General features: G+C 46.6%; 21 protein-coding genes and 1 tRNA gene. 8 read left to right on the top strand and 14 right to left on the bottom strand.

Annotated features, from left to right (window positions below):
- Positions 1–18: 18 nt before the first annotated feature.
- The 4 genes from Pcarn_RS06415 to Pcarn_RS06400 all read right to left on the bottom strand — a co-directional run bounded on the left by Pcarn_RS06415 (position 19) and on the right by Pcarn_RS06400 (position 4785).
- Positions 19–1293, bottom strand: coding sequence for a carbohydrate porin (locus tag Pcarn_RS06415; RefSeq protein ID WP_261835555.1), 1275 nt, complete (start codon positions 1291–1293; stop codon positions 19–21).
- Positions 1294–1387: 94 nt separating this feature from the next.
- On the bottom strand, positions 1388–2056 hold the full coding sequence (locus Pcarn_RS06410; RefSeq protein ID WP_261835554.1) for a DUF3299 domain-containing protein: 669 nt from the start codon (positions 2054–2056) through the stop codon (positions 1388–1390).
- A 79-nt stretch (positions 2057–2135) separates the two neighbouring features.
- Complete coding sequence (locus tag Pcarn_RS06405; RefSeq protein WP_261835553.1) at positions 2136–3512, bottom strand: metal-dependent hydrolase family protein; 1377 nt, start codon at positions 3510–3512, stop codon at positions 2136–2138.
- Positions 3513–3774: 262 nt separating this feature from the next.
- Positions 3775–4785, bottom strand: coding sequence for a helix-turn-helix domain-containing protein (locus tag Pcarn_RS06400; protein ID WP_261835552.1), 1011 nt, complete (start codon positions 4783–4785; stop codon positions 3775–3777).
- 170 nt (positions 4786–4955) lie between these two features.
- On the opposite strand from Pcarn_RS06400, the gene Pcarn_RS06395 reads away from it, so the two are divergent.
- Together Pcarn_RS06395 and Pcarn_RS06390 are read left to right on the top strand one after the other, a co-directional pair.
- Positions 4956–5678, top strand: a complete 723-nt coding sequence (locus tag Pcarn_RS06395) for an SDR family NAD(P)-dependent oxidoreductase (RefSeq protein WP_261835551.1) — start codon at positions 4956–4958, stop codon at positions 5676–5678.
- A gap of 173 nt (positions 5679–5851) precedes the next feature.
- Positions 5852–5928 (top strand) — tRNA-Val (locus Pcarn_RS06390).
- Between the two features lie 260 nt (positions 5929–6188).
- On the opposite strand, the gene Pcarn_RS06385 is transcribed toward Pcarn_RS06390, so the two are convergent.
- The 4 genes from Pcarn_RS06385 to Pcarn_RS06370 all read right to left on the bottom strand — a co-directional run bounded on the left by Pcarn_RS06385 (position 6189) and on the right by Pcarn_RS06370 (position 10385).
- Entirely contained in the window at positions 6189–6497 is a 309-nt protein-coding gene (locus tag Pcarn_RS06385) for a hypothetical protein (protein ID WP_261835550.1), read from the bottom strand.
- A gap of 244 nt (positions 6498–6741) precedes the next feature.
- The gene (gene yegS, locus Pcarn_RS06380; RefSeq protein WP_261835549.1) at positions 6742–7647 is read right to left on the bottom strand and encodes a lipid kinase YegS; all 906 of its coding nucleotides are present in this window, start codon (positions 7645–7647) and stop codon (positions 6742–6744) included.
- A gap of 37 nt (positions 7648–7684) precedes the next feature.
- Positions 7685–9301, bottom strand: a complete 1617-nt coding sequence (locus Pcarn_RS06375) for a GTPase family protein (RefSeq protein ID WP_261835548.1) — start codon at positions 9299–9301, stop codon at positions 7685–7687.
- Positions 9288–10385 (bottom strand): YcjF family protein, encoded by a 1098-nt coding sequence (locus Pcarn_RS06370; protein WP_261835547.1) that lies wholly within the window; start codon positions 10383–10385, stop codon positions 9288–9290. The genes Pcarn_RS06375 and Pcarn_RS06370 overlap by 14 nt, the downstream gene beginning before the upstream one ends.
- A gap of 278 nt (positions 10386–10663) precedes the next feature.
- Between Pcarn_RS06370 and Pcarn_RS06365 the strand changes: the two genes are divergently transcribed.
- Positions 10664–12643 (top strand): peptidase U32 family protein, encoded by a 1980-nt coding sequence (locus Pcarn_RS06365; RefSeq protein WP_261835546.1) that lies wholly within the window; start codon positions 10664–10666, stop codon positions 12641–12643.
- A 42-nt stretch (positions 12644–12685) separates the two neighbouring features.
- Here Pcarn_RS06365 and Pcarn_RS06360 read toward each other — a convergent pair whose 3' ends face one another.
- Positions 12686–13846, bottom strand: coding sequence for an MFS transporter (locus Pcarn_RS06360; RefSeq protein ID WP_261835545.1), 1161 nt, complete (start codon positions 13844–13846; stop codon positions 12686–12688).
- 269 nt (positions 13847–14115) lie between these two features.
- On the opposite strand from Pcarn_RS06360, the gene Pcarn_RS06355 reads away from it, so the two are divergent.
- The 5 genes from Pcarn_RS06355 (at position 14116) to Pcarn_RS06335 (ending at position 18402) form a co-directional block, all read left to right on the top strand.
- Positions 14116–14982 (top strand): LysR family transcriptional regulator, encoded by an 867-nt coding sequence (locus Pcarn_RS06355; protein ID WP_261835544.1) that lies wholly within the window; start codon positions 14116–14118, stop codon positions 14980–14982.
- Between the two features lie 97 nt (positions 14983–15079).
- The gene (gene dgcN, locus Pcarn_RS06350) at positions 15080–16087 is read left to right on the top strand and encodes an N-acetyltransferase DgcN (RefSeq protein ID WP_261835543.1); all 1008 of its coding nucleotides are present in this window, start codon (positions 15080–15082) and stop codon (positions 16085–16087) included.
- A gap of 15 nt (positions 16088–16102) precedes the next feature.
- Positions 16103–17068, top strand: a complete 966-nt coding sequence (gene dgcA, locus Pcarn_RS06345) for an N-acetyl-D-Glu racemase DgcA (protein WP_261835542.1) — start codon at positions 16103–16105, stop codon at positions 17066–17068.
- A gap of 73 nt (positions 17069–17141) precedes the next feature.
- Positions 17142–17594 carry an exoribonuclease R gene (locus Pcarn_RS06340; RefSeq protein WP_261835541.1) on the top strand — a complete coding sequence of 151 codons (453 nt, stop codon included), beginning with the start codon at positions 17142–17144 and terminating at the stop codon, positions 17592–17594.
- Positions 17595–17649: 55 nt separating this feature from the next.
- The gene (locus tag Pcarn_RS06335; RefSeq protein ID WP_261835540.1) at positions 17650–18402 is read left to right on the top strand and encodes an alpha/beta hydrolase; all 753 of its coding nucleotides are present in this window, start codon (positions 17650–17652) and stop codon (positions 18400–18402) included.
- A gap of 32 nt (positions 18403–18434) precedes the next feature.
- On the opposite strand, the gene Pcarn_RS06330 is transcribed toward Pcarn_RS06335, so the two are convergent.
- From Pcarn_RS06330 to Pcarn_RS06310, 5 genes are all read right to left on the bottom strand, one after another.
- A complete protein-coding gene (locus tag Pcarn_RS06330) occupies positions 18435–19955 on the bottom strand; it encodes an MGH1-like glycoside hydrolase domain-containing protein (RefSeq protein WP_261835539.1) in 1521 nt (506 codons plus the stop codon).
- On the bottom strand, positions 19955–22270 hold the full coding sequence (locus tag Pcarn_RS06325; RefSeq protein ID WP_261835538.1) for a beta-glucosidase: 2316 nt from the start codon (positions 22268–22270) through the stop codon (positions 19955–19957). The genes Pcarn_RS06330 and Pcarn_RS06325 overlap by 1 nt, the downstream gene beginning before the upstream one ends.
- An 8-nt stretch (positions 22271–22278) precedes the next feature.
- Entirely contained in the window at positions 22279–23403 is a 1125-nt protein-coding gene (locus Pcarn_RS06320) for an ABC transporter ATP-binding protein (RefSeq protein WP_261835537.1), read from the bottom strand.
- Positions 23404–23466: 63 nt separating this feature from the next.
- Positions 23467–24279 (bottom strand): carbohydrate ABC transporter permease, encoded by an 813-nt coding sequence (locus Pcarn_RS06315; RefSeq protein WP_261835536.1) that lies wholly within the window; start codon positions 24277–24279, stop codon positions 23467–23469.
- A gap of 3 nt (positions 24280–24282) precedes the next feature.
- Complete coding sequence (locus Pcarn_RS06310) at positions 24283–25155, bottom strand: carbohydrate ABC transporter permease (RefSeq protein WP_261835535.1); 873 nt, start codon at positions 25153–25155, stop codon at positions 24283–24285.
- Between the last annotated feature and the right edge of the window lie 3 nt (positions 25156–25158).

Below are 25158 nucleotides of genomic sequence, written 5' to 3'. Positions count from 1 at the left end.
TTGTTTTGTGTAGTGGAGTTAGAAGAACACGCGACCACGTACACCGAATACTAGGGCTGTGTCTTCTAAAGACATAGCTGGATTATGGATAAACTGTACATCAGGTGTTAGCTGGAAATGATCACCAAACTGCATGTTGTAATACAGCTCTGCTGTCACTTGGTCATCATCAGCGAATGACTGCAAGGTATCACTGTTCGTTTCTGACCAGTTCACAGCAAAACCTAAGTTGTTCTTGGGTGCTCCCAGTCCAAAGTACCCGAAACCGACAGAGATAGACTTGTCGTACAGAGCAACATCACCCTCTGAGAAACCACCACGAATAAACGGCATGATTTGTGAAGTGACAAAGGTGCTATATGAAAAATTAATACCTTGACCTGAGTCACCACCAATCACAGTTCCATCATCCAATACGGTTGAAGAAAGGCTATGACGAGAACCTTCATCCATATGCCAGAACGTCACGTGGAAGTTTTCTGTATATATTTGATCTTGTGAGGCTGTCCAACCCAACTCTAAAGTTGTGAAGTAAGCTGCGTCGCTACCAAATGCAGTATCAAAACCGTCAAAGATATCGTCAGACTTACCTTTGGCATCGGCAATACCCGCTACAACATAGAAGTTGTCACCAATCATGTGACCACCAGACAGAGCTAGGATACCATCATCAGGTAGCCCCATAGCACCAGAACCAGTAGAGAATGCTAGGTTGGTGAAGCCTGTCCAAGGACTTGCTAGCGCGTAAGTGTCAACGTAGTTGGTCACATCTTGCCAACCAAATTGAATAGTACCTCGACCACCATTGATTTTTTGCTTCCAGTTCAAGTCCGTTACCCGAAAGCCTTGGTCACTGAATGCTGGAGCAATCATACCAACATAACCAATGTTGTCTTGAGCTTGGAATGTAATACCTGAATAGTCTTTAGGTGCATTGTCAGTGTATGCATGACGATGTTCAATCTTCCAAACTAGACCACCGGTATTACCCGACTCTTTACCAACTAAGTTCCATTGACCATAGATACGAGCTACGCCAGACGCAGAAGAAGCACTGTCACCAGTTGAACCATTCGCACTTGTTAAACCCAAAGCAAAATAATCCGCACCAAAGGTAAACCCTTTGTCCGCTAGATTTTCACGCCAATCTTTTTGGTCAGCTTTCTGAGCTGCAATGGTGTTTTCAACCGAGTCTGGGCCTTCAAAGTTTGCTCCTCCCGCCATTGCAAGCGTTGAAGATAGCGCAAGAATAATACCGGTAGAGATTTTTGAAAACTTAGCTGTCAGAGCCATTCTGAAACCTTCATAGTCTGGAAATTTGTCGATACTTTACTGTCAGTTGACTAGTGAAAATAGCCAACTGACGACAATACGCAATACTGTTTAATTACATTTCGTAGTTTTCTACAAGATCCGCATTGATTTGATAGACCGCTTCAACGTTACTCGCACCATCGCTATAGTTAACGTCTTGTTTAACCGCTTGGTTAAAGAGTTCACCCTCAACCCACACAGGCGTTGCAAGGCTTACCAATTCAATACCTTCGGGATAGTCAACTAGTACGATCTGGTTTGGCGGTGGTGGCGGTGTATGGATACACGCACCGGCAGTTGGCACTAAGAAGAACTTAGTCACCTTGGTTCCTTCCATCTCAACTGGAGTAATAAAACCAGGGATGCGGTGTTTCTTATCAAGAATCGCTTTGTTCGGTTGAGTGGCCGACGCCATACGTTGCTGTTTGATCTGCTCTCTCATTGAGAATAAGTGATCAACATCGATACCTTGCTTCTTAAGATTCGCCCGAATCTCAGCGATGTTCTTTTTCGCTTCCTCAGATGGCTTAAAGCCCGGCTCATTCAGAGACGCTTCGTAGCGGGCAATGGTGCCCAAGTCATACAGTTGATTAGAATCCAATGCGGCAAATGGGTCTGCCACTCGCTCAACTTGGGGAACGAGATCTTGCCAGTAAGTGGGCTTCATCTCTTGGGCGTTAACCGTTGTCCCTAGCGAAAATAAAAGCGCGCTTCCCAGCATGAATCGTTTCCAAAGTTTCATCAGACTACCTCATGGAAAATGAAGGCAGAGCAAGTGCTCTGCCTATATATCTTATATAAAGTTTAATTATAACAATGAGTTACATTTCGTTACGGTAGATTTTACCGTCTTTCATTACTAGCTTAATAGTATCGATTTTCTTGTACTCAGGATCAGCGTCGAACCACTTATCCGTTGCACCAATAATTGACATATCTTCAAGTGGGTTACCATCAACCAGCAGAATGTCCGCAATTGCATCTTTTTCGATAACGCCTAGCTTGCCTTTGGCCGTACCGCGAGGACCAGACATCGCCAGCATCTCACCGGCAGTTGAAGTCATCTGCTTAAGTACCTCGAAGTTGCTTCCAAATGCCTGAGTACGCCACCAGATCTCATATCGACGCGCACGCTCTGCATCCGAGTTAGCTCCCACATAATCCGATGCAAACACCACTTTTACATCGTTCTCAAGAAGGCGCTGTCCATAATCGCCATACTTCTCTTGAAGTACCGCTACCATAGGCAGTTTCTCTTTCGGCATTAGCGGGTTCTTAGCTAGGTCTGGAGATAGCCCCCACATCTGAGGAACTACATATCCGCCTTCTTTCGAGATACGCTTCATAGTGTCATCATTGATGAAAAAACCGTGCTCAAAGGTTTTAACACCACAGTCCAGAAGACGATTAACCGAGCGATCGTTGAAGGTGTGCGCTGCAACATAGGTGTTCCAATCTTTGGCAGCTTCTACGATGGCACAGGTTTCCTCTACTGAGTATTGAGTGGTATCGATTGGGTCAAAGCGAGATGAACCACCGCCACCAGCCATGATCTTAATCTGAGATGCACCGTTACGAAGGTTTAGACGAGTAGCACGCAGCACTTCAGGCACGCCATCAGCTACATTACCAATGCCCATACGCTCGAAGTTAGATATGTCGCCTTGCTGTGCCGTAGAGAAGCCAGCATCAGCACGGTCTCGGAAGTCACCGTGACCTGAGGTTTGAGAGATAAAACCACCAGATGGATAGATACGTGGGCCTTTTACATTGCCTGCTTCAATCTCACGCATCAGACCAAACGCTGGACCACCCATATCACGCACTGTGGTAAAGCCATCATCAAGGAAGCGCTCTGCAACCGTGATGGAGTTAATTGAAATGTCGGTAATATCTTTATTGTGTTCAATATCACCAAAGTTGTAGTTGATCATAACGTGCGCATGGCCGTCGATTAGACCAGGCATTAGGGTCTTGCCTTCACCGTCGATAACCACTGCATCGCCTTCAGCCTTGATCTCTTTCGATGAGATTTGAGCGATCTTGTTATCAACAACCATTACGTGATGATCTTCATACAGCTTTTCTTCTGTACCGTTAAAGATATCTACATTCTTAAAGATGGTTGTAGCAGCGTTTGCTGAGAACGCAGCTGTCATCGATAAAGCAACTGCAGACAATTTCAATGCTTTTTTCATGTTTGCTTACCTATAAAGCCTCAATGAGGTGAACTGGTTTACTCAAATCCGTGATAAAACAACAATTCCATCTATCAGCGTACGTATTGAGCTTTTATCGCATCGCTTTCATTGACAACAAAAATGAAACCAACAGAAACAATTACTTAACCTCAATAACTTAGGAAAGATTTTATAGAAAAGCAAAATGACAAGATTGCCATTTGATGACACTTAAAAAGAAAATGTAGGAAAATTAAACTGTAGATTATAAAAAATATAACTATCTGTTTTTATTACGAAAGTTTCCAGGCGTTATGTTATAACGTCGCTTAAATGCTCGAGTGAAGTGCGCAGCATCAGAATATCCGTATTTGCTAGCTATGAAGGTAATTGTCTCCTTGCTTGAAAGCAGCTCTTTTTCAATTATCTCGAAAGTCATGTCATCAACCAGTTCTTTGTAAATCACCCCCTCTTTCCCCAAGCGACGTTGCAATGTTCGAACATTGATTCGAAGGATCTCAGCGGCCAGCTTTATCGGCAGTTTTCCCCCTGAAAGATAAGGCGCAATGGCGAGCTTTAGCAGAGAAACAAAATCCATCTGCTTAAACTTGATAGCCTCGGCTTGGATCAAGGCCCTCTTGCGCCTGTACTTAATCACGGGCTTAGTTTTAGCCACATCATCAGAGAGTTTAATTCCAGTGACAGAGCGCTCTTGGATAAAGGTAATGCCATTCAGGGTTGGTAAAGAGTGATAAATCTCGACATCCTCACTCACAATCGAGATTTGATTCGGCATCCATTTCATATCGGTAAGGCTTCGAACAAACTCCACCATGAATAGGATGGAAAACAGTTCCGCATACTTAAACCAAAGTGCGTGTTGCTCAGATTTTTCGCGGGCAATCCAAAAACTACCACCTATCTCTATGGAGTAAACATTAGAGTTAGGTGAGATTACCTTTAGTAGCTCTGATAGATTCTGAACAGCCTCCACAACATTCTCGCTCTCAGGCAGTTGAGAAACAACGGATGGGATGTATTGCTCACGGATACCTCGCCAAAAGATGATGCCAAGTTCAGCCATCGTGAAATGTTTTGCCAGAAGTTCGAAGACATTCTTTAGCGCGGATTCAGGAAGATAGTCATAGCTCACCTGCCCTGCAATATCATTAGGAATGGTCGCTTCTCGTAAAAGGTCGTACGCCCCTTTATCTATCTGTTTCAAAAGGGATACAAAAAAACGCATATCCTCTAGGCGGATAAGGTTCAGTGATTCTGTATTGCTAGGCATTGCAAGTCCATTTTGGTAAACCCTATATCAGGATGGCAAAATACCATTAAAAATCAACAGGTTTCATAATTCACTCAATCGCTCGATTCCTAAACCTTAGTTTGTATTCAATCAGACCCATTCTTTTTGAATACCATTGACGCTCCAGAGCAAAAGACAAAGGGAACGAAATGGAACTTAACCTTGCAAACAAAAACGTGGTAATTACCGGTGGTTCAAATGGGATCGGAGCCGAAATAGTAAGAACGTTCGCACAAGAGGGTGCCAATGTATGGTTTTGTGCTCGAAACCAACAGCGAATCGACAAGATGTGCAGCTCATTTGGAGAAAAGGTACAAGGTCAATCGGTTGATATTTTGGATACTGACGCTTTTAACCGCTGGATAGATTCGATTCCTAAAATCGATATCTTCGTCGCTAATGTAAGCCCCATCTCCGATGATTGGTCAGAAATGGTAGAAACCGACATCTTAGGCACTCAAAAGAGTATCGAGCTCGTTATTCCCAAACTGCTTCATTCACGAAGTGCTGCCATTACTTATATAGGCTCGAAAGCCAGCAGTGTTACCATTGCAGGTGCAAATGCTTATGGTGCCGGTAAAGCAGCAATGGCTCACTATATGAAATCGCTGTCACTGACCTACGCCTCAACGATAAGAGTGAATACCGTCTCTCCTGGCGACACTTATGTTGAAGATGCTTTCTGGGGCAAATTCAAACGCGAGAATCCACAAGATTTTAAACAAGTGATTCAAAGAAACCCTCTGGGACGCTTGGCGAAGCCAGAAGAAGTCGCACGCGTGGTCACCTTCATCTCTAGCCCTGCGGCAAGTTTTGTCTCTGGAGCAAACTGGTATGTGGATGGCACCTCCACCAATCATATCCAGTATTAAGAAAATAACTTGCCTTGTATCAAGCCGTTAGCAAAATTGGTGCGCAAATTAAACGATTTGAACATTTACCCATCAAACGGTCACAGAAGTTCTATTTTCCTGTTGCAAGAAGCAGTTCGCCCGAATATATTACAACTCAAGCAACGAGACATGCTCTCAACGCTTGAAAATTTGGGTCCGTAGCTCAGTTGGTTAGAGTACTACCTTGACATGGTAGGGGTCGGCGATTCGAGTTCGCCCGGACCCACCAAATTTAGATAAAGCCTCCCTTGCGGAGGCTTTGTTGTTTCTGGGCTTTCAACTCTCTTTCCCCGTGTACCGATACACAGTACATCACTCCTACTTCATTAAGCCATCGATGAGCAAGGTACCTAAGATCTTTTCTCGAAATGTGTCTTTATATTTCGTTGGAGCTTTACTGACTTGTTGCTCAGTCTCATGACTATAGGAAGTTGTCACACATCCAACCAAAGCAATGATGACAGTAATCAAGAGTAATCTACGCATTGTTTACTCCAAGCCTTTTTCTGCTTTCTTCTGCTCACATAGCTCAGCCTGAATTTTGATGATTTCGGCTTGTTGCTCTGAGTTTCTCGCATGAGACGATAAGCCAGAGTATTGGTTACCTCCCGCTAGGGCATTCAATAGTGAAAGAGCACCAAGGGCATTGGCTTCATCAATACTTTCCTGTACCCCTTGCGTGCTACAGTTGTTCTCTAATGTTGGCTCTGTACTGGAACACGCTGCCATCAATACAGCTAGTTGCAAAGCAGCTATTGCCTTTATCTGTTTGCCGAGTGATGCCTTTCTTATATTCATGCTGTTTCTCTCTTTTTATCCCCCTCCCTAGGTGATAGTTTTTTGCTATGTCTTGGTTTTCAAGTTTGATGATTCGTCAGCGATAAATACAATGAGGAAGTATTAGACAATTAGATAGGTAAGGTAAAAAAGACCGCATATTGCGATCTTTTTAATAATTTGAAGACGGGTTTTTAGGTGCAATAAGACGCCGAATTGAAAGCTAGGTCTTGTAGACGAGACCCCATTCATAAAGAGAGTTTTTTTAAGAGGCTATCTCTCTATGCTTAAGCACAGGCGTATTGTCAGGAAGTACCAGTTTAATTGCCCTTGGCATCACCTCAATGACCACATTCGATGCAGAGAGTGGTTCACCATCTAGATTGATAGGCATATGCACATCTGAGCGCCACTCTACTCTTTTAACACTGCGGCGATGCACAAACTGGGTATCGATGTTGGACTTTATATCCTCAATCACTTTTGGAATATCCGCAGCGGTAAAGTCTTCTATGGTAAAGGCTTCTAACAGGCCATCATCGATATACGCATCTGGAGCTAAAGGCTGACCACCACCCGCGGTGCGACCGTTACACAATGCGCCTACCACCACATTGGCAAACTTCTGCTGATCATCGGCAACCACCACACCTGCAAACGGCTCAAAATTAATGGCTTGAACCAATCCTGATAGAGTGTAAGCACCGCCTCCAAGGAAGTTCTTCAATGCAACCGGTGTTGTTGCTGTAACTTGAGCGCCGAAACCAGCTGTTGCGATATTGATAAAGTACGAATCGTTTGCACTGCCAGCGTCTACCCAATATGGATTTTCCTTACAGGCAAGCTCGAGCGCAGCCAATGGCTCTGTAGGAATCTCACACGCGCTGGCGAAGTCATTCGCCGTTCCTAATGGCAAAACAGCAAGCTCGATATGATTGAGGTTGTGCTTTAACAGCGCACTTACTACCTCATTCACTGTGCCATCACCTCCACCAGCGATGATGCGTTTTATACCCTCTGCCTGCGCCTCGAGAACCAATCGCTCAATATCACCGCCTTCCCAAGTTGGTCTTACTTCAAGATCAACGCCCTGCTCTCGCAGAGAATAAACTGCAGCTCGTACATCCTCTTGTCCCGCTTTCTTTCCGTTTAACAACAAACGAATCGACATACCCATATCCCATCCAATTCTGACTTTCTCAATAAAGCTATTTTATGATTTTCTTTGCTGCCATTCCTGCCACATGTGGCGCCGCAGCCTTGATTGCATCTGGCGCAACCTTCTTACCCACTTTAACCGCTCGTCCAACTTGCTCTTTCATAGACTTTCCTTTCATCCTTGCTTCTAGTCGCTGTCGGTTCCTTTGCACATTGCTGGCATCGGTAATGCTCTCGAGTAGAGTTTGCTGCAAGATATCAACACCAAAACGCTCTTTATCTGATGAGATTGAAAGCGGCAAACAAACATCGGCTTCCATCAGCTTTCGGTTGTAGTCGATAGCCTGACTGATGATTTTTCCTTTGCCAGTAGTAGGCTTGTTCAAATCATAAGGTGGCTGCCATTCATGGATCGGTTTAAGCATGTCGACCTGATTCACCACCAGAATGACTTTAGGTTGCTTACGAGAGATGTTTTTCTCATCCATATAGTATTGGTCAAACTTCTGTTTGAGTTTTTTATCCAACTCACGAGCGGACTGATTGGCTTTAAGCACCCACAGAATCACATCGGCTTGCGTCATTTCGTCGAGCATGCGCTGTTCGGTTTTAGGCTCTCCATCTAGCCCCTGCAGATCCACCACTCGAACAAGATCTTCACCAACTACAGTTTCATAAACCGTCGCACTGTCGGTAGACGGCAACACATCTACTTCAGCAACGAGCTCCTGTTTAAGCTCGTTAATTATTGAGGATTTTCCCGAACTGGTTTGTCCGACCACGACGATACGAATTGGCTCTAACTCGGCCGCCATGCGCGACTCATCTTGTTGATGCACTTGCGATTGCGTCACACTCTCTTCTTCGATGCTAAAGCGACCGCTGTAAAGGTCTATCGAAACCGCAGCCACCTCATCAAGAAAGGCTTTTTTAGCGGTTGTCTGCATATCATCCACAACGCCCCGAGTCATGGTCGAGCCAGTTTGTTCGTTGATCACATCCACCGCTACCTTAATCGGGTTGGTATACACTTGTCTGGCACGATTTGCCCAGATAGCGGCTTTCAAGATCTTTTGCCCAACCTCCCCATACTTTTCATAGGCTTCATAGCCCGCTTTGATATAGGAGATTTTTAAATACTCTATCCCTGGGATATGGTTGGTAATAACGCGTTTATAACGGCGACCTACCTCTTCAAACAGTTTCAGGCCCTCAGGAATCGAAAATTCTAGAGCCTCTTTATTGAACCTTTTGGCAACGGCTTCTAGCACCTCGAGCGCGGCTTGGTCAAGATTGTTCCACTCCACCTCAGCATCAATTTTTGCGCGAGCTAGGTGTTTGCTTTCATTCCAAATAACCAACTCCCTTTGCGACCAATCCGAAGAAGCCTTCACAAGATCATCACTGATCTCTTCAAGGTTTGACTCTAGTGATTGCGGCTCTGGCTTGTTCTTTACTTGGCTGAGGAGAAACAGGGGAATACTCACCGACAGTGAACTGACCGCAATCAAGATGGACATCTCCAGAAGGTAGCCATATTTGAATGCCAATACGATGCCAAAGCCAACCATAATCAAGGTGGGGAAGATGGCCGAAATTACAACGATCGCCCAGCGGCCACCGGATAACTCCAACAGCACTCGAAATAGATTTCTAATCCTTGTCATAGCCAGATGCCGCCTTACCCTTCTTCATGGATTTACGATAGAGCTCTTGCATATCTTGCTCACAAACGCTCTCTCCCTTACTTTTATGGTAGAAGTAATAACATGCAGCGCGACCTAAGCCGTAGGTAGTACCAAAGCTCATCGCAGCCGCAGCCACTGCCCCCACCGTCTGACCATAACCAGGGATAAGTTTCACCAGTTGCCTTGTGCCCAGTTTCACGCCATATTGCACCGCAAAGCTACTGCCTAACGTGCCAATCAATTCACTAAAGGTCTGTGTGTTCCACTCAACCCCATATTGGTTGGCCAAACTGTGCAGCATCTTAGCCTGAATAGCTGGCACAGAAACCAAGCCCACTGCCGGAATCAAATCACTTGCCGATGCGCTGCCCGCATACCACAGCACTTCATTTTCAAGCCTATCGAAGTTCTTCTCTTCAACGCTGGTATGCTCCTTGTCTTCAACCATCATTCCAACAATAGGTAACATCTGGGCAAGTGTGTCGAGAAGCGGATCATAGTTGTAAACCTCCCCATCTTGGGTTTCAAAATCTACCGCCACATGCTCAACAGCTTTACCCCAAACATCCTCTACTTGCTTTTGGTTGAAGGTGATTTGGCGCTCCCTATCTTTCTCCAATGAGGTAAGCGTTGCAGTATGAATCACTATCAAATGCTTAATTTTCTTCTGCTTTTTTATAAGCTTGAGCGCTGCAATGACCGCCGATTGCTCCGGCTCATCGATCTTCATAACCACGACTAGTGCATGACCAGCATTACCCAGAGCCTCAATGTCTTCCTTGGGGTCATAATCCGCTTCACCGAGACCACGGGTATCCAGAAAACGCAAAATGGGCTTATCTTGGGGAAAGTCATAAGAGGAAGCGGTCATGGTGCAGGGTTCAAAACCATTGCCCACTTCAACAGAGCTCAAGCCAGTCATAGCCTGAACAAACGAGGACTTTCCCGCACCGGTTTTACCAAGTAGCCACAGCGTGGAGAGGTTTCGCCTTTGAAACTCATGTGCTGGCGTTAAATCTGGATTCTTACTTGGATTAATAAACTCTTTGAACGTATCAAACATTTCATTGAACTCTACTAACTAAGAGATAAATTGCATTGGGTTCTAGCGTCATGAGAAACACAATGCCAATAAACAATCATATAACCAAGTAAATCATAACTGTCTGTTAATAATGATGAATCTGTGTCAAAAGTATTTTTTAGTACGCTATGACGAATGGATCCGTTTGCAAATTCCGCTACTGACTCATAAGGACGAGGGTTTTTATTCCAAATGGGACAGGAAATCTTAACGGTAAAGGCGTAGAATACGCGCTCATTTTTGCGTGAGGTTTGCTTGTGACACGAGATCAGTTTGAATTATTGGCCCCTGGTGGTGATGTTGAGTCTATCAAAGCAGCGATCGCTGCTGGCGCAGATGCCATATACTGCGGCCTAGACAGATTTAACGCTCGTAATCGCGCAGCAAACCTTACTTTAGATAACCTCAAGGGTGTTTTAGAGCTTGCTCACGCCAATAACTGCCAGATCTTTCTGACTCTAAACGTACTTATCCTTGAAAGCGAAATACCAGCCGTGATGCGTCTGCTCGCGCAACTTGAGCAAACAGATATCGACGGCGTTATCGTTCAAGACCTAGGTTTGGCGTACCTTCTGAAAAGACACTTCCCTGCTTTAGATGTCCACGCCTCTACCCAGCTCAATACTCACAACACAGGCCAAATCGAGTTTCTAAAACAGCTGACGGCCAGTCGAGTCAACCTTTCTCGTGAGCTGAACATCGACGAAATTACGCTTCTAACCAAATTTGGTCATGAACATAATGTGCTTATGGAAGTGTTCGTGCACGGCTCTTACTGCATTGGTTTCTCTGGTTTGTGTTATATCAGTTCAGCGCGTAATGGTGCGTCAGGCAATCGAGGTCGCTGCAGTCAGCCGTGTCGTGAGCAGTACGAAACCACTCCCATGGGCTCTGACTATCCCCTAAACCTGAAAGACAATTCGGCGTTTAATGACCTTCAAGCGCTAGCGGATGCAGGCGTATATTCTCTCAAGGTAGAAGGACGAATTAAAAAGCCTCACTACGTCTACACAGTTGTCGATAACTGGCGCCAGCAGATAGACAGGCTGTGTGACGATAAACCTCTTTCTACCGACACCACTGAGCTGTATACGGTATTTAACCGCGATTTCTCTAACGCTTTCCTAAAGGGTAATTTCGGCAAAGAAATGTACATCGATAACCCGAGAGACAATGCGGTTACCCATTTCTCCAAGGTGCATAAATGCACCAGCCTAGATGAGATCAAACAAGTTAAACGTGACCTTTATGACAAGAAGACAGAGATCATAGAGAACGTTGAGCAGAAGATAGCTGAGATGAAGATTGAGAACTCTGAATCTGGTAGCAGCCTTAAAGGTGCAATCGATGCGCCCAAGCTTGAAAAACTGCCTAGCAATCCTGCTGAAGATAAACGCTTATCTGTGCTTATTTCAAACCCAAAAGATGCAACTCTGGCACTCAACACAGATATCGATGTCTACTTCCAGCTTCCAATGGGGCTAAAAGCAGAGCTAGCTAATATGCTCGAGCTATTTAACGCTCACCCAAACCTCAAGCCTTGGTTCCCTGCAATTCTCATTGGCGATGACTTTGAGGCAGCAAAGGCGCTTCTCGAAGAGATACAGCCATCGATGCTTATCACCAATAACTCAGGTGTTGGCCTGCATGCGAGTCGTTTGGGTATAGGGTGGGTAGCAGGTCCCCAGATGAATACCGCTAACTCGTATGCGCTTAAGTGTCTGTCTGAGGAGTATTCAGCAACAGGTGCTTTCTTATCTAATGAGCTTAGCAAAAAGCAGCTTAACTACATCAAGCGCCCTATCGGGATGCGTACCTTCTACAGCGCGTATCACCCAAATACCCTGCTTACCAGCCGTCAGTGTCTGTTCCAGCAAACCGAGGGCTGCAAGAAGATTAAGTTGAACAAGGGCTGCTTGAGAAAGTGCAGCAAGCACACCTCGATAATCAACCTCAAAGACAACCCGTATATCGTGGACAAGCAAGCGGGCTCACACAACAGTCTGTATAGCGAGCTTAATGTGCTGAACCTTGAGATCTTGAGCGATCACCGCGATCTCATCACGGATGTGCTGATTGACCTTAGAGACATACAGACTGAGACCAAGGTGAACGCTAGCAAGTCTGAGGTCATAGGCTCGTTCAAAGCGCTCCTCGATGAAGAAAACATCACAGATGCAAAGATAGCGACTTTGATAGCCCCGACCAACAACGCGCAATATCGAAAAGGCGTTTAATTGAAAAAGGCAGTGGGAAAATCCTCACTGCCTTTTTGCTATTTATTCCCCTGCAACCAAGTGCTTTTTGGTGCGAATGCTGGCAATAAACATGTAGATAGCGGTCGCCATTAAGGTTGCAAACAGATACGCCATTAGACCCTGACTGCCACTCATAAACCAATCCGCAAGCATAGGACCGCTCACTGAGCCTATGCTGTAACAAAACAGCATGACTTGGGTTACTGACACCACGAAGCTTTCATCTAGCTTGTCGCAACCTAGATTGATAGCAATGGGATACAGGGCAAAAGTCGCCATGCCAATCAGAAATAGACTCATCGCTAGCACAACAAGATCATCACTCAGAATCACCAAACCCACAGCAAACAAACCAAGTAGGCAAAATAGCCCCATCAGTGGCGTGCGTCCGGCAATCTTAATCAGCTTTGGTACTAGGGTTTGCACCGCCATGCCCCCTAAGATAACTAAGGCCATCAAAAGGCTCAGGTCAGTTTGCGATACCTTACGTGCAGTTAGCTCTATTGGCATCAGACCATAGATAGCGCCCAGAGTCAGCCCCGAAACCACGCAGCCGATAATGGCCGCATGATTGAGCTTGGTGATCTGCTTAAACGACAAAGTCGCTGAATGAGCACTATGCGGCTGAGTGGTTGGCACCAGGCTAAGAACCAAGATCGCCGAAACAAGCATGCTCAAAATAGCAATAAACGGCGCACTGCCCTCAACTCCAAGCAAACCAATGCCCAGTTGACCCAACGCCGAACCGCCATATAGCGATGCCATGTACAGACCTAAGCGTTTAGCACGGCTAGACTCAGCGCCGACCAGTAGCCAAGATTCAACGATAACGAATACACCCGCGACCGCAACGCCAGCAACAAAGCGCGCTACTAGCCATACCCAAACAAGTGGCGCTAAAGGCAACACCACTATGGTTACAATAAAGAGAACCAAACACGCAATGAAAGAGACTCGGTGCCCTAGGTATTTAACCGCAGGCTCGATGATCACCGCTCCCACCAGAAGCCCTGCATAAAAGATGCTAGCTAGCCAACTCGCATTGCTCGTACCAATACCATACTCAGTTAGCATGAGAGGGATCAGGCTCATCAAATAGCCCGAAGCAATAGCATAAAGGGTTAGCGCAATAACAGGGACTTTAAAGCCGGTATTCACCTCGAAATCAGAACGGTTCTCCACTGGGTTTTACCTCTTAGTCAGTCGTGGGAAATTTAAAATGAATTGAGATTTGATACGTTTTCGGGCGCGACTATGAGGCTTTAACAACCGACAGTGAAACGAAATATTTTGATCTTTACGATAAAAGATTTTTATCGAAAGAATTGGACGGCCAACAGAAGAACCAACCTCTTAATCAGAGCATTTAATTGAGCAAATACAAGCTATTAAGTATTTTGAATTTGTTTTAAAGTGCGTAACTAGAACTGGGAAAATGCGGACAAGTAAAAATGAACCTGAGACAACTGGAAGTCTTTTATAGCGTAATGAAGGCCGGTACCGTGTCAGGCGCCGCCAGACAACTTCATGTCTCACAGCCCAATGTCACTCGCATACTCTCCCACACAGAAACCCAACTTGGATTTCCACTGTTTGAGCGGGTAAAGGGTCGCTTAATCCCCACTAAAGAGGCGCTGCTTCTCGCCCCTGAGGCGGAGAAGGTATACCAGCAATTGGGGCAATTTAAAAACCTTACCAATAGGATAAAAGCGGGTGAAAAGCACCTAATCATTGGCGCCCCACCTATCTTGGCCACCAGCCTGCTCGCTCCGGTTGTCGCCAAAGCGTGTAAAGCAAGTGATTACACCATAGAGATCTCGACGGGGAATCAGGACGAACTGTGTGATGCACTAACTAAAGATCAACTGGATCTTGCTATCTGTTTCGGAAACAACGCCCCCTCTCCTTTAGTACAACAAACACTACTAGAGAGTGAAATGAAACTGCTCACACCCACGCAATATCAAGATCAGAGCAGCGTTAGTTTAGAGAATTTACTTAAAGACAAATCCCCGCTGATCGGTTTGGATAATCGCGATCCCCTTGGCATTCAATTGCAGCAAGCAATACAGACCATAGCACCAGATTTTCACCCTCAAATCACAGCCAGAAACTACAGTACCGCCGCAGAGTTAGTAGCAAACGGCGCAGGCTATGCAGTAGTTGACCCTTGGACGGCTGAGCAGTACCAGCACAGAGTTAATAACTACCCTTTATCGCCTGCAATTAAAGTCGAGGTCTCTTTGCTCTACCCAGAGCATCGTCCTTTGAGTATTACAGCTCGTTGGTTTGTAGAGCAGTTGCAAGACAGCCTATAACATCAGGCTATACCCTTGTTTCATATAAGTATTCGTCGCCTGGGTTAAAAGCACATAAAGTTTTCCTTCTCACTCTTGCCATTAAAAAGGATTCTTTATGTCTATCGCTCAGCCCTATCTACTCTTCTTAGGTGATGTTACCGACCCAATCGCCGCTAAAACGGCCAGAGGCATCGCCTTGTGGCGTCCAGATTCATGCGTGGGACAATTGAGGCTGACCTCAGAAACTGTCTCTCTAGGCCTATCCGACCTCTCCTTGGAGCAAGCAAAATCCAAAGGTGCGCAAACACTGGTGATCGGTACGGCAAACGCTGGCGGTGTTATCCCTAAAGTGTGGCAAGAGACTCTAATTAAAGCTGCTAAAATGGGCTACGAGATAGCATCAGGCATGCACTCTCGTCTTGCCGATATCCCTGAACTTGCAAAGCTAGAAGATGCCGGTCAAACCAAACTTTATGATGTTCGCCATTATGATGAAACGCTCGATGTTGGTAATGGCAAGCCACGCCAAGGAAAGCGGGTTTTGACGGTAGGCACTGACTGCTCGGTTGGTAAGATGTTCAGCGCTTTAGCGCTGGAAAAGGCGCTAAAAGAGCTCAATGTGGACGCCCAATTCAAAGCCACCGGCCAAACTGGGATATTGATTGAAGGCTCTGGCATCTCCATCGATGCGGTAGTGGCCGACTTTATTTCCGGCGCGGTTGAAACCATCAGCCCTGATTTTAACGACCATGATTGGGACATCATCGAAGGACAAGGCTCCTTGTTTAACCCATCATTTGCAGGTGTTAGCCTAGGCCTATTACACGGCGCACAAGCCGATGCCCTAATTCTATGTCATGAGGTGGGTCGCCCTCATATTCGCCACCTACCTCACTGTAAGCTGCCATCCATTAGCGTTACCATAGAAGTCAACCTAAGTGCTGCAAGACTCACTAATCCATCTGCACAAATCGCAGGGATCTGTCTAAATACCTCTTCATTGGAACTGGAAGAGGCACAAACATTGTGCGCTGATTGGCAGGAGCAGTATGGCGTGCCGGTGACCGACCCTGTTCGCTTCGGAATCGGGTCTATTGCTCGCAATTTAAAGGAAAATTTCTAGTTCACGGAAGATAAGATGCATATACAAGCAAAGCCACACTCCATAGCCCTCGCCACGCCGTTTGTTATTTCACGCGGCGCTCGTACTCATTGCCATACGGTGCACGTTACTATTCAGCATGGGGAATATAAAGGCGTTGGAGAATGTACCCCCTACCCAAGGTATGGTGAGAGCGTCGAGTCTGTGATTGAGCAGATCCAAAGTTGGACGGAGGAGCTTAGCGCTCTTTCTCCCATCGATGCCAAGCAAAGACTACAACAGATGCCCGCGGGCGCTGCTAGAAATGCCCTAGACTGTGCGCTATGGGATCTTATTGCAAAGACCGATGAACAGACCTTTCCTAGTCCTTATTTCGAGATTGAGTCCGCAATTGAAACGGCAATGACCGTCTCTATCGGTGAACCTGAAGCGATGGCAGAGCAAGCAAAAGGATACGCTCGGCTTGGCGCAACCCTGTTAAAAGTGAAACTTGATGGCGAGCAGATCGTTGAGCGCGTCAAAGCGGTGCGCCGTGCCTCCCCTAACAGCAAGATCATCTTGGATGCCAACGAGGCTTGGTCTGGTCTGGATCTAGAATTTCTGTTTGAAGAGCTACTACCTTATAACATCGCTATGATCGAGCAGCCCCTGCCGAGCGTTAATGATGAGCTGCTGTCTAGTATCTCGCATCCTATTCCGCTATGCGCCGACGAAAGTCTGCATACTCGTAAAGAGCTTAGCAAGCTGCGTGAGCGCTATGAGATGATCAATATAAAGCTGGATAAAACCGGCGGTCTCACCGAGGCTCTACTTTTAGAGAAAGAAGCTCGTGAGCTTGGCTTTTCTATTATGGTGGGATGTATGCTTGGCACCTCGGTTGCTATGAAAGCCGCGCTGCCGGTGGCGACTCGCGCCGAGATAGTGGATCTTGATGGCCCTGTGTTGCTCGGACAAGACGAGGAGAATGGGCTGAAATATCATAGCGGTCAGCTTCACCTGTAAAGGCAAGAATCGCTGGTAAATTTAGCCACAATGACTAGAATGCGTTCTTCACTTAACCACCAGAGCGATACCTATGCTTCGTGACTACACCTTTAACTGCCTAGTAACTATGCCCCGCCATGAACTTGAAGAGTTCAGTGCAAGAATGATCAGTAAGGTTGTCCCTGAAGATGTGATGAGTGAGCTGTTCACCTTCGAGCAAGAAGAGGTAGACAGTGAAGAGCGCATGATGTCAGCGCGTCTTGATGCCAACCTGCGTATGACGGCTATCGCTCTAAGTGAAATCCAGCAAGCCTTTGATGATTCAGAGAATGCCAAGCAAAACAGTATCCGCATGACGCGTCTTGTACTGTGGCACTTCTACGCCATCTCATTCAACCTTGAGCAGGCGATCACTCTAGAAACGCACTGCGAAGAAGTGGAAAAGATCGCGAGTAATGCTCCGAGCGACGCTTTTGGTTGGGTAAATACCCTAACCGAGCTTCTGCACACCTACGCTCGAATCAACGCTGAACAAAATTCTTAATTAGCCCATCCCTCATCTAAGCTTGTGATACAAGCAGAAAATATAGTGAGAGGGAATGAAGAGCTTTTTAATCACAGTAGCGGTAGCTTATGTACTCATAGCTATCGCTTTTTATTCTGCGCAGCGAAAATTCCTCTATTTTCCCCAATCAAGTAGCACTCTTTTTGGCGAGAAGAACTTCGCGATAAATATCGATCAAGAAACCTTCTCTGGTTGGGTATTAAATGAGGGGCAATCTAAAGCACTGGTCTATTACGGTGGCAACGTCGAAAATATCGAAGCCAATATTCCTTTCTTTCGAGACTCGCTTGCCCACTACACTGTCTATCTCATTCCCTATCGCGGGTATGGTGGTAACCCTGGCTCTCCCTCAGAAGAGGCGCTATACAGTGATGCCCTCAGTATTATTGCGTCCATCAGGCCTGAACATGATTCCATCTCTGTGATGGGTCGCAGCCTAGGGTCAGGCATTGCCACTTATGTAGCGGCGAATGAGGATATCGACACGCTCATCTTGGTTACGCCATTTGATAGCGTTGAAAACGTCGCCCGCGAGATATACTGGATGTTTCCTGTCTCTCTATTAATCAAAGATCGCTACGCATCCATCGACAGGGTTCAAAATATCTCAGCTCAAACCCATATATTCATTGCTGAGTATGACCGAGTGATACCAAGACAAAGAAGTGACAATCTGGTTGCTGAGTTTGGTTCCCGAGCACAAAGCGTGATCATCAAGAAAGCAAACCACAACACCATTTCTGAATATCCGGCTTATATCTCTGCCCTTAAACAGGCTCTCAAGTAAAAAGGCAGATGATTACTCACCTGCCTTTTCGACTAGTAGATAGCTATTTCTAGCGGAAAATCTGCTGAGATCCTGACCCTCTCTGCTCCTGTCGCCTCGCTGGCAGGAAGCACATCGATATCAAGCGAGCCCAAGTTTCCAAATTTCAGACCTTTCAACGAGAATGCATCATCAAGCTTAAGATGAACTGTCAGGCTGCGATTAGGCACATCCATCTTAATGCCGAACACAAACTCAATAAGAATGCTGACTAGGCTTAAACCGCCCCATCCGACAAAATCAGACTTGGCCGGAATCCCCTGCCTTCCGAGCTCAGGTGAGTAGTTCTCCCAGATAGTGCCCGTCTCAAAAAAAATGTTGGCTACATGCTGCACATGATTCAAGGCAATATCGAATGCTAGATCATGATAGCCGTGTTTCTCCAGCCCCTTGAGCACCATATAGTTAGTCGGAGCCCATACACCGCCGCGCCAGTAGTCGCCATTATCTGTGTAATGCTCACAATCCGCCGACATGGTTGGAATACGGTGCGGGCGCTTAAAGCTTCTTTCATCGTCAAGATGGGCGATAAACGACTGTAAACGTTCCTTCGGCACCATATCCGTCAATAGCGCCCAATAAGGGCCAATAGATTTAATCGAAGAGAAGCTATCATCGCGCAGAGTATCGAAGTAGAACTGGCGAGACTCATCCCACATCTTCTCGTTTACCACCTTCTTGAGATTGACGATCTCAGCTTGGATATCTGAAAGGTCTTCATCCGTACCGAGCTCTTGTTGCATCTTAAGTAGCAAGGTTGCCGACAAGTATTGATGCAGGGTTACATCAATCCAAGACGAATGGCTGTGGTGAGAAAAATCGTATTTCTTCTTATCGACACGAAGCTGATTGTCCATACCGCAGGACCAGCCGCAGCCCCAATAGGTGCCGTCTTTCCACGTGCGATTGTCTGCTATCCAGCGATGCAGTGCCAAAATAGGTACAAACACCTGCGCCAGACGCTCTTTATCACCACTCATCTCATAGTGTTGCCACTCCGCCCAAGGCAGAATATTCGGCCCTGTTGAGGTCGGGTCGTGACGATGGAAATGGTTTTGACCAGTTTCGATGGAGAGCTCGCGACCAATAAAACCATCCATCATCTGCTTGGCATACAGATTATCTAAGGTGCCGATAAACTCGAAGCAGTGATGCGCGTACTTACCAAACATGGTGATAAAGGCGCTATCCCACATAAACAGATGGTTGTTGAACGCAGTATCGATAAAATTACTCACAAAGCCATTCGACTCGGTCGGCTGCCTCAGGTTGCCAAACGCAATCTCCCAAGTCTTATAGTAACCCGCAACGGCTTTACTGTTAGCATCCCAAGATAGTTGAGGAAGCTCAGCCTTAATGTCAGCGAACTTTGGCAATTCCTTGTTAGCAGGCGGTTTGTTGATGAAGGGATTGTCTCCCTTCACCTCAGGATCCACATAGATCTCACAAAAATTGGTGTAGCGCTCTTCATGCTCGATAGCCGCGCCATCTATGGTTTTATCACCCCAACCCATTACACACGCTCCTCGTAGATTCTTACCTGCTCTGTCAGTTTACTCAGCGCTTGTTCAAGCTCCGGCTCGGTGAATTTCTCTTTGCAGAACAGTACCATATTCTTAATTGGGAAGAAGGAGATCACCGTTTCTGCGAAATTCTCATCGTTGTCACCCAGATTAAAGTCGATCCCCGAGTGCTCAATGAAATACTCAATAAGCTCATCGGCATATGGCTTAGTTGCGGGATGTCCGCGTAGCTCACCAAAGGTCGAGTTAGTATGCACCTTAAAGTTCAGCTTTTGCGTTGAGCGCACCGTTAGGATTTGGTTAAGTCGAATATCTTGGCACGACGCGCCAATACGAATCTCAAACTGACCGCTCTGCACGCGCCAGTCACTGAGCTTATCGTCATAAAAAGCAAAGCTGCGTTTGTCTAGCTTAAAGCTCACTGACTTGGTTTCACCGGCTTGCAAATCAAGCTTATCAAAGCCTTTTAGCTCCAGTTCAGGTCTTGAGATGTCCGTTTGCTTATCCGACACATACAACTGCACTACTTCTTTGGCACGTCGATTACCTGTGTTGGTCACATCAAGAGTCACGGTAACCGTTTCTTGGTCTGTGATTTCAGCTCTCGAAAGCGTAAGGTTTGAGTACTCAAACTCGCTGTAGGTTAAGCCATGGCCAAATGGGAACAGCACTGGCAGCTGCTTGGTCTCATAGAAACGATACCCCACATAGATGCCCTCTTTGTAGGACACCTCATAGCCTTCACCCGGGAAGTGTTCAAAGCTCGGGTTGTGCTCAAGCTGCAGCGGGAAGGTTTCAGCCAGCTTGCCGCTTGGTGAAACCTCACCAAACAAGATATCAGCTATTGCCTCTCCGCCTGCTTGTCCAGGAAGATAAGCCTCAAGGATTCCTTTGGCCTTTGATACAAATGGCATCTCGATTGGTGCGCCGTTATTTAGCACTACCACGATATTGGCATTAACCTTGGCAATCTCTTCAATGAAGGTTATTTGCGCCGCAGGAAGGCTCAAATGGGTACGGTCGATGCCTTCGGTTTCATAGCGCTCAGGAAGACCTGCGCAAATGACCACTTTGTCTTTGCTAAACGCGATACGCTTAGCCGTCTCTAGTGCCGCCTCATCGCACACTTCATCGAAGATGCCAAAGCCCTGCAAGAACTCAAGGTTGCTGGTATAGCCGCAAAGCGCATCTAGTGTGTTGGTAACCTTGGTCGGATTGGTATGTGAGCTGCCGCCACCTTGATAACGAGGGGTATCCGCAAACGCACCAAATACAGCGATAGAATCCTCACGCTTAAGCGGCAGAATTTGCTGTTCGTTTTTCAATAGCACCATGCTTTCATGAGCAATCTCGCGAGCTATTTGATGATGCGCTTCTTGATCAAACCCCTCTACCTCAGGTAGGTCTGTGGTCGTTTTCAAGACCAAGGTCAGGATGCGTCTTACAGACTCATCCAGTTGGGCACGCAGCTCAGGGTCACTCTCTAGCGCTGCTTCCACTTTCTTATCATTAACACCACCGCAAGATGGCATCTCTAGATCCATGGTCGCGAGCAATCCTTGGGTGCGGCTATTGGTCGCTCCCCAGTCGGTTACAACAACACCATCCCAGTTCCACTGCTTACGAAGCACCTCATTAAGAAGGTATTGGTTCTCTGCGCCGTATTCGCCATTTACCTGGTTATAGGCGCACATTACTGTGTATGGGTTTGCTTTAGTAACTGCGGTTTCAAAGCTCGACAAGTAAATCTCATGCAAGGTGCGTTTATCGACCTTGGTATCGATTGTCAGGCGCTTGGTCTCTTGGTTATTACACGCAAAGTGTTTCGGCGAAGTGCCCACCCCAACCGACTGCGCTCCTTCGATATAGGCCGCGCCAAGATGAGAAGAGAGATAAGGATCTTCCGATAGATACTCAAAATTACGACCACAAAGCGGTGAGCGTTTTATGTTAAGGCCTGGCCCCAGAATCACATGCACATCTTCATTGCGACATTCGACACCGATAGCACGCCCTTGAGCCTTGGCTATCTCCCGGTTCCACGACGCTGCAAGCCCAGCCTCAGATGGAAAACAGGTCGCTGGCACGCTTTCATTCTGGCCAAGGTGATCCTCTTTCTCGCCTTGCTTACGCAGGCCATGAGGGCCGTCGGTCAGCATAAGTTTAGGGATCTCGAGACGCTCGATGTTTTGGGTATGCCAAAAGCCTGAGCCTGACAATAAAGAGCACTTCTCTGAGACAGTCAGTTGCTCCATCCAGGCCTCTACCTGCGCTTGAATTGAGTTGTGTTTAATTTCGTTCATCATGGTGACCACTACAGAGAAAGGTTGAGTTCGCTGTCCATATCGAAGATATGGCACTTAATCATGTCGATGCAGAATTGATACTGCTCGCCAACATCACTGTTCCCTGCTTTTTCATGGGGTACGCGAGCGCTGCACTCCTGACCGCCAAGCTCGAAGTAAAGGTTTTCCTCAAAACCCATACGCTCTAACGACTGGATCTCTGAAGTAAAGCTGTTTTGCGTGCACTCTGGATGCGTTTCTGCATTGCCCACATATTCAGGACGAATACCAAACCACACGGCTTTGCCGGCATGTGAGCTGAGCTTTTCCGCTTTCTCTTTTGGTAGCGCAAATTGCTCTTCACCCACTTCTACATAAAGCCCCTGCTCTGTTTCCACTAGGGTTGCCTTAAGTAGATTCATTGCAGGTGAGCCAATAAAGCCTGCCACAAACTTATTCGCTGGGAAGTTGTAGAGATTCATTGGGGTATCCACCTGCATGATGCGCCCTTGGTTGAGCACGCAGATGCGATCGCCCATGGTCATAGACTCCACCTGATCGTGGGTGACATAGATCATGGTCGCCGGCTGGCCCGCTTGTTTTAGCTCTTTGTGCAGGTTGGTAATGCGAAGACGCATAGAGACGCGAAGCTTAGCATCTAGGTTGGATAAAGGCTCATCGAACAAAAATACATCTGGCTTACGAACAATGGCGCGACCCACTGCCACACGCTGACGCTGACCACCAGACATCTCTGCGGGCTTACGGTCGAGAAGGTCTGTGATCTGTAATTTCTCCGCCGCTTCGCGCACGCGCGCTTCGATCTCATTCTTTGGAAGCTTGGCAACTTTGAGGCCAAAGGACATGTTGTCGAATACTGTCATATGTGGATAGAGTGCGTAGTCCTGAAACACCATAGCGATGCCGCGGTCTTTAGATGGCACATCATTCATGCGCTCACCACCAATGCGAAGATCGCCACCGGTAATGCTTTCCAGTCCGGCAATCATGCGTAGCGTGGTGGATTTCGCACAGCCCGATGGACCAACGAATACCATGAACTCGCCCTCTCTAATATCAAGGTCGATACCGTGTACCGCTTTAAAGCCGTTGTCGTACTCTTTTTCAATTCCCGCTAGGGTAACTGCTGCCATAGTTTTACCTATAAATTCTGTATTGAAGGCGCCCGCCATGCAGGCGCTGAAAAATTCGTTTCGTTACTTCACTGCACCATCGGTAATGCCGCTCACGATTTGGCGCTGCATAATCAGGTAGAAGATGATGATTGGAACAATGGATAACACCAGGCCTGCCATAGCCAGACCGTAGTCACTGGTGTACTTGCCAAAGAAGCTATAAGTCATCAGTGGCAAGGTGCGCTGGTCTTGGTAAAGCACCAAGGATGGCAACAGATAGTCGTTCCAAAGCCACAGCGCGTTTAGCACTAGCATGGTGGCGGTAATTGGTTTGAGCTGAGGGAAGATAATCTTCCAGAAAATGGTGAACTTACTCGCCCCTTCAATCGCGCCAGACTCATCCAGCGAACGCGGGATCTTGGCGATAAAACTGCGGTACATAAAAGTAGATAGCGCCACACCAAATCCAAGGTAGAAATAGACCAGTGAGCCTTTACCATTCATTAGACCTAGCTTGCCGAACAGGCTTACAAACGGAATCATCACCGCCTGGAAAGGAATAATCATAGAGGCCACCAGCATATAAAAGACCACACTCTTAAACTTGCTTGGCTCACGCTCTAGGTAGTAGGCCAGCATAGCTGGGAAGATGGTCAGAACCACTAGCCCCATCAGGGTTACAATCAGTGAGTTGCTGATTGCATTTAGGTAGTCCATGCGCACGAAGGCTTCAGCAAAGTTATCTAGGTTAAACTGCGCTGGCAGAGCTAATGGGTCTTTCAGGATCTCAAACTTGGTTTTGAGCGAGTTGATGATCAAGATGGCGAACGGGAACACATAAATGAGTGCCAGTACCAAAGTTACGATAAACAGGCCGTTAGATTTCTGCTTCATCACCTATACCTCTCTCTTCTTGGTGAAATAAACCTGAGCCACGGCCACTAACACCACAATCAAGAACAAGATAATGGCCTTGGCCTGTGCGGTACCGTAGTTTTGATACAAGAAGGCTTCGTTGTAGATGTTTAGGGTTAACAGCTCGGTTGAACGATAAGGCCCGCCTTTAGTCAGCGCCAAGTTGACGTCAAACATCATGAAAGCGTTCTTCAAGGTCAGGAACAAACAGATGGTGAACGACTGCATCATCATAGGGATCTTGATAGAGCGCAGGATCTGAGACTTGCTTGCACCATCGATACTGGCCGCTTCTAGCAAAGATTTCTGAACCCCCATGATGCCTGCGATATAGATAAGCATCATGTAGCCCGACATCTGCCACACAGTAACGATAACCATGGCCCAGAACGCTTTGTCTGGATCAGATAGCCAAGGGTCTAGTAGAAGCTCAAACCCAGTCAGGTCGCCCACTGTGATAAAGATTCGATTGAAAATGAACTGCCAGATAAAGCCAAGCAAGATGCCACCAATCAGGTTTGGCATAAAGAAGGCTGAGCGAAGACCATTCTGACCTTTGATGCCTGATGTAATAAGCAAAGCCAGACCAAAACCGATCACATTGGTGAACACCAAGCAGAAGAACACATACTTCAGCGTGGTGGAGAAAATCTGAATAAAGCTCTCATCGGTAACTGCGTTGATGTAGTTCTGGAAACCAACAAACTCACCAATGGTGAAGCCGTTCCAGTTGGTGAAGGTCAAGACTACACCCATGATAAATGGGATCAGCAAGACCGTAGTAAACGCAAATAGAGGGATAAACGCGAAGGTGAAGAAGTCCTTCACACCCTCTTTTCGTAAGGTGCTAAACATTAT

The sequence above is a fragment of the Vibrio ishigakensis genome (assembly GCF_024347675.1).
Classification (GTDB): Bacteria; Pseudomonadota; Gammaproteobacteria; order Enterobacterales; family Vibrionaceae; genus Vibrio; species Vibrio ishigakensis.
Note: the sequence above shows the minus strand (reverse complement) of the source record. Positions and strands in the feature narration are given on the sequence as shown.

What these genes read in the sequence shown, in the direction of transcription:
- Pcarn_RS06355 (WP_261835544.1), top strand. Translation starts at nt 14,116, where the DNA reads ATGAACCTGAGACAACTGGAAGTCTTTTATAGCGTAATGAAGGCCGGT.
- Pcarn_RS06370 (WP_261835547.1), bottom strand. Translation starts at nt 10,385, where the DNA reads ATGTTTGATACGTTCAAAGAGTTTATTAATCCAAGTAAGAATCCAGAT.
- Pcarn_RS06325 (WP_261835538.1), bottom strand. Translation starts at nt 22,270, where the DNA reads ATGATGAACGAAATTAAACACAACTCAATTCAAGCGCAGGTAGAGGCC.
- Pcarn_RS06320 (WP_261835537.1), bottom strand. Translation starts at nt 23,403, where the DNA reads ATGGCAGCAGTTACCCTAGCGGGAATTGAAAAAGAGTACGACAACGGC.
- Pcarn_RS06385 (WP_261835550.1), bottom strand. Translation starts at nt 6,497, where the DNA reads ATGAATATAAGAAAGGCATCACTCGGCAAACAGATAAAGGCAATAGCT.
- Pcarn_RS06375 (WP_261835548.1), bottom strand. Translation starts at nt 9,301, where the DNA reads ATGACAAGGATTAGAAATCTATTTCGAGTGCTGTTGGAGTTATCCGGT.
- Pcarn_RS06410 (WP_261835554.1), bottom strand. Translation starts at nt 2,056, where the DNA reads ATGAAACTTTGGAAACGATTCATGCTGGGAAGCGCGCTTTTATTTTCG.
- yegS (WP_261835549.1), bottom strand. Translation starts at nt 7,647, where the DNA reads ATGTCGATTCGTTTGTTGTTAAACGGAAAGAAAGCGGGACAAGAGGAT.
- Pcarn_RS06335 (WP_261835540.1), top strand. Translation starts at nt 17,650, where the DNA reads ATGAAGAGCTTTTTAATCACAGTAGCGGTAGCTTATGTACTCATAGCT.
- dgcA (WP_261835542.1), top strand. Translation starts at nt 16,103, where the DNA reads ATGCATATACAAGCAAAGCCACACTCCATAGCCCTCGCCACGCCGTTT.
- Pcarn_RS06395 (WP_261835551.1), top strand. Translation starts at nt 4,956, where the DNA reads ATGGAACTTAACCTTGCAAACAAAAACGTGGTAATTACCGGTGGTTCA.
- Pcarn_RS06400 (WP_261835552.1), bottom strand. Translation starts at nt 4,785, where the DNA reads ATGCCTAGCAATACAGAATCACTGAACCTTATCCGCCTAGAGGATATG.
- Pcarn_RS06405 (WP_261835553.1), bottom strand. Translation starts at nt 3,512, where the DNA reads ATGAAAAAAGCATTGAAATTGTCTGCAGTTGCTTTATCGATGACAGCT.
- Pcarn_RS06340 (WP_261835541.1), top strand. Translation starts at nt 17,142, where the DNA reads ATGCTTCGTGACTACACCTTTAACTGCCTAGTAACTATGCCCCGCCAT.
- Pcarn_RS06415 (WP_261835555.1), bottom strand. Translation starts at nt 1,293, where the DNA reads ATGGCTCTGACAGCTAAGTTTTCAAAAATCTCTACCGGTATTATTCTT.
- Pcarn_RS06315 (WP_261835536.1), bottom strand. Translation starts at nt 24,279, where the DNA reads ATGAAGCAGAAATCTAACGGCCTGTTTATCGTAACTTTGGTACTGGCA.
- Pcarn_RS06310 (WP_261835535.1), bottom strand. Translation starts at nt 25,155, where the DNA reads ATGTTTAGCACCTTACGAAAAGAGGGTGTGAAGGACTTCTTCACCTTC.
- Pcarn_RS06330 (WP_261835539.1), bottom strand. Translation starts at nt 19,955, where the DNA reads ATGGGTTGGGGTGATAAAACCATAGATGGCGCGGCTATCGAGCATGAA.
- dgcN (WP_261835543.1), top strand. Translation starts at nt 15,080, where the DNA reads ATGTCTATCGCTCAGCCCTATCTACTCTTCTTAGGTGATGTTACCGAC.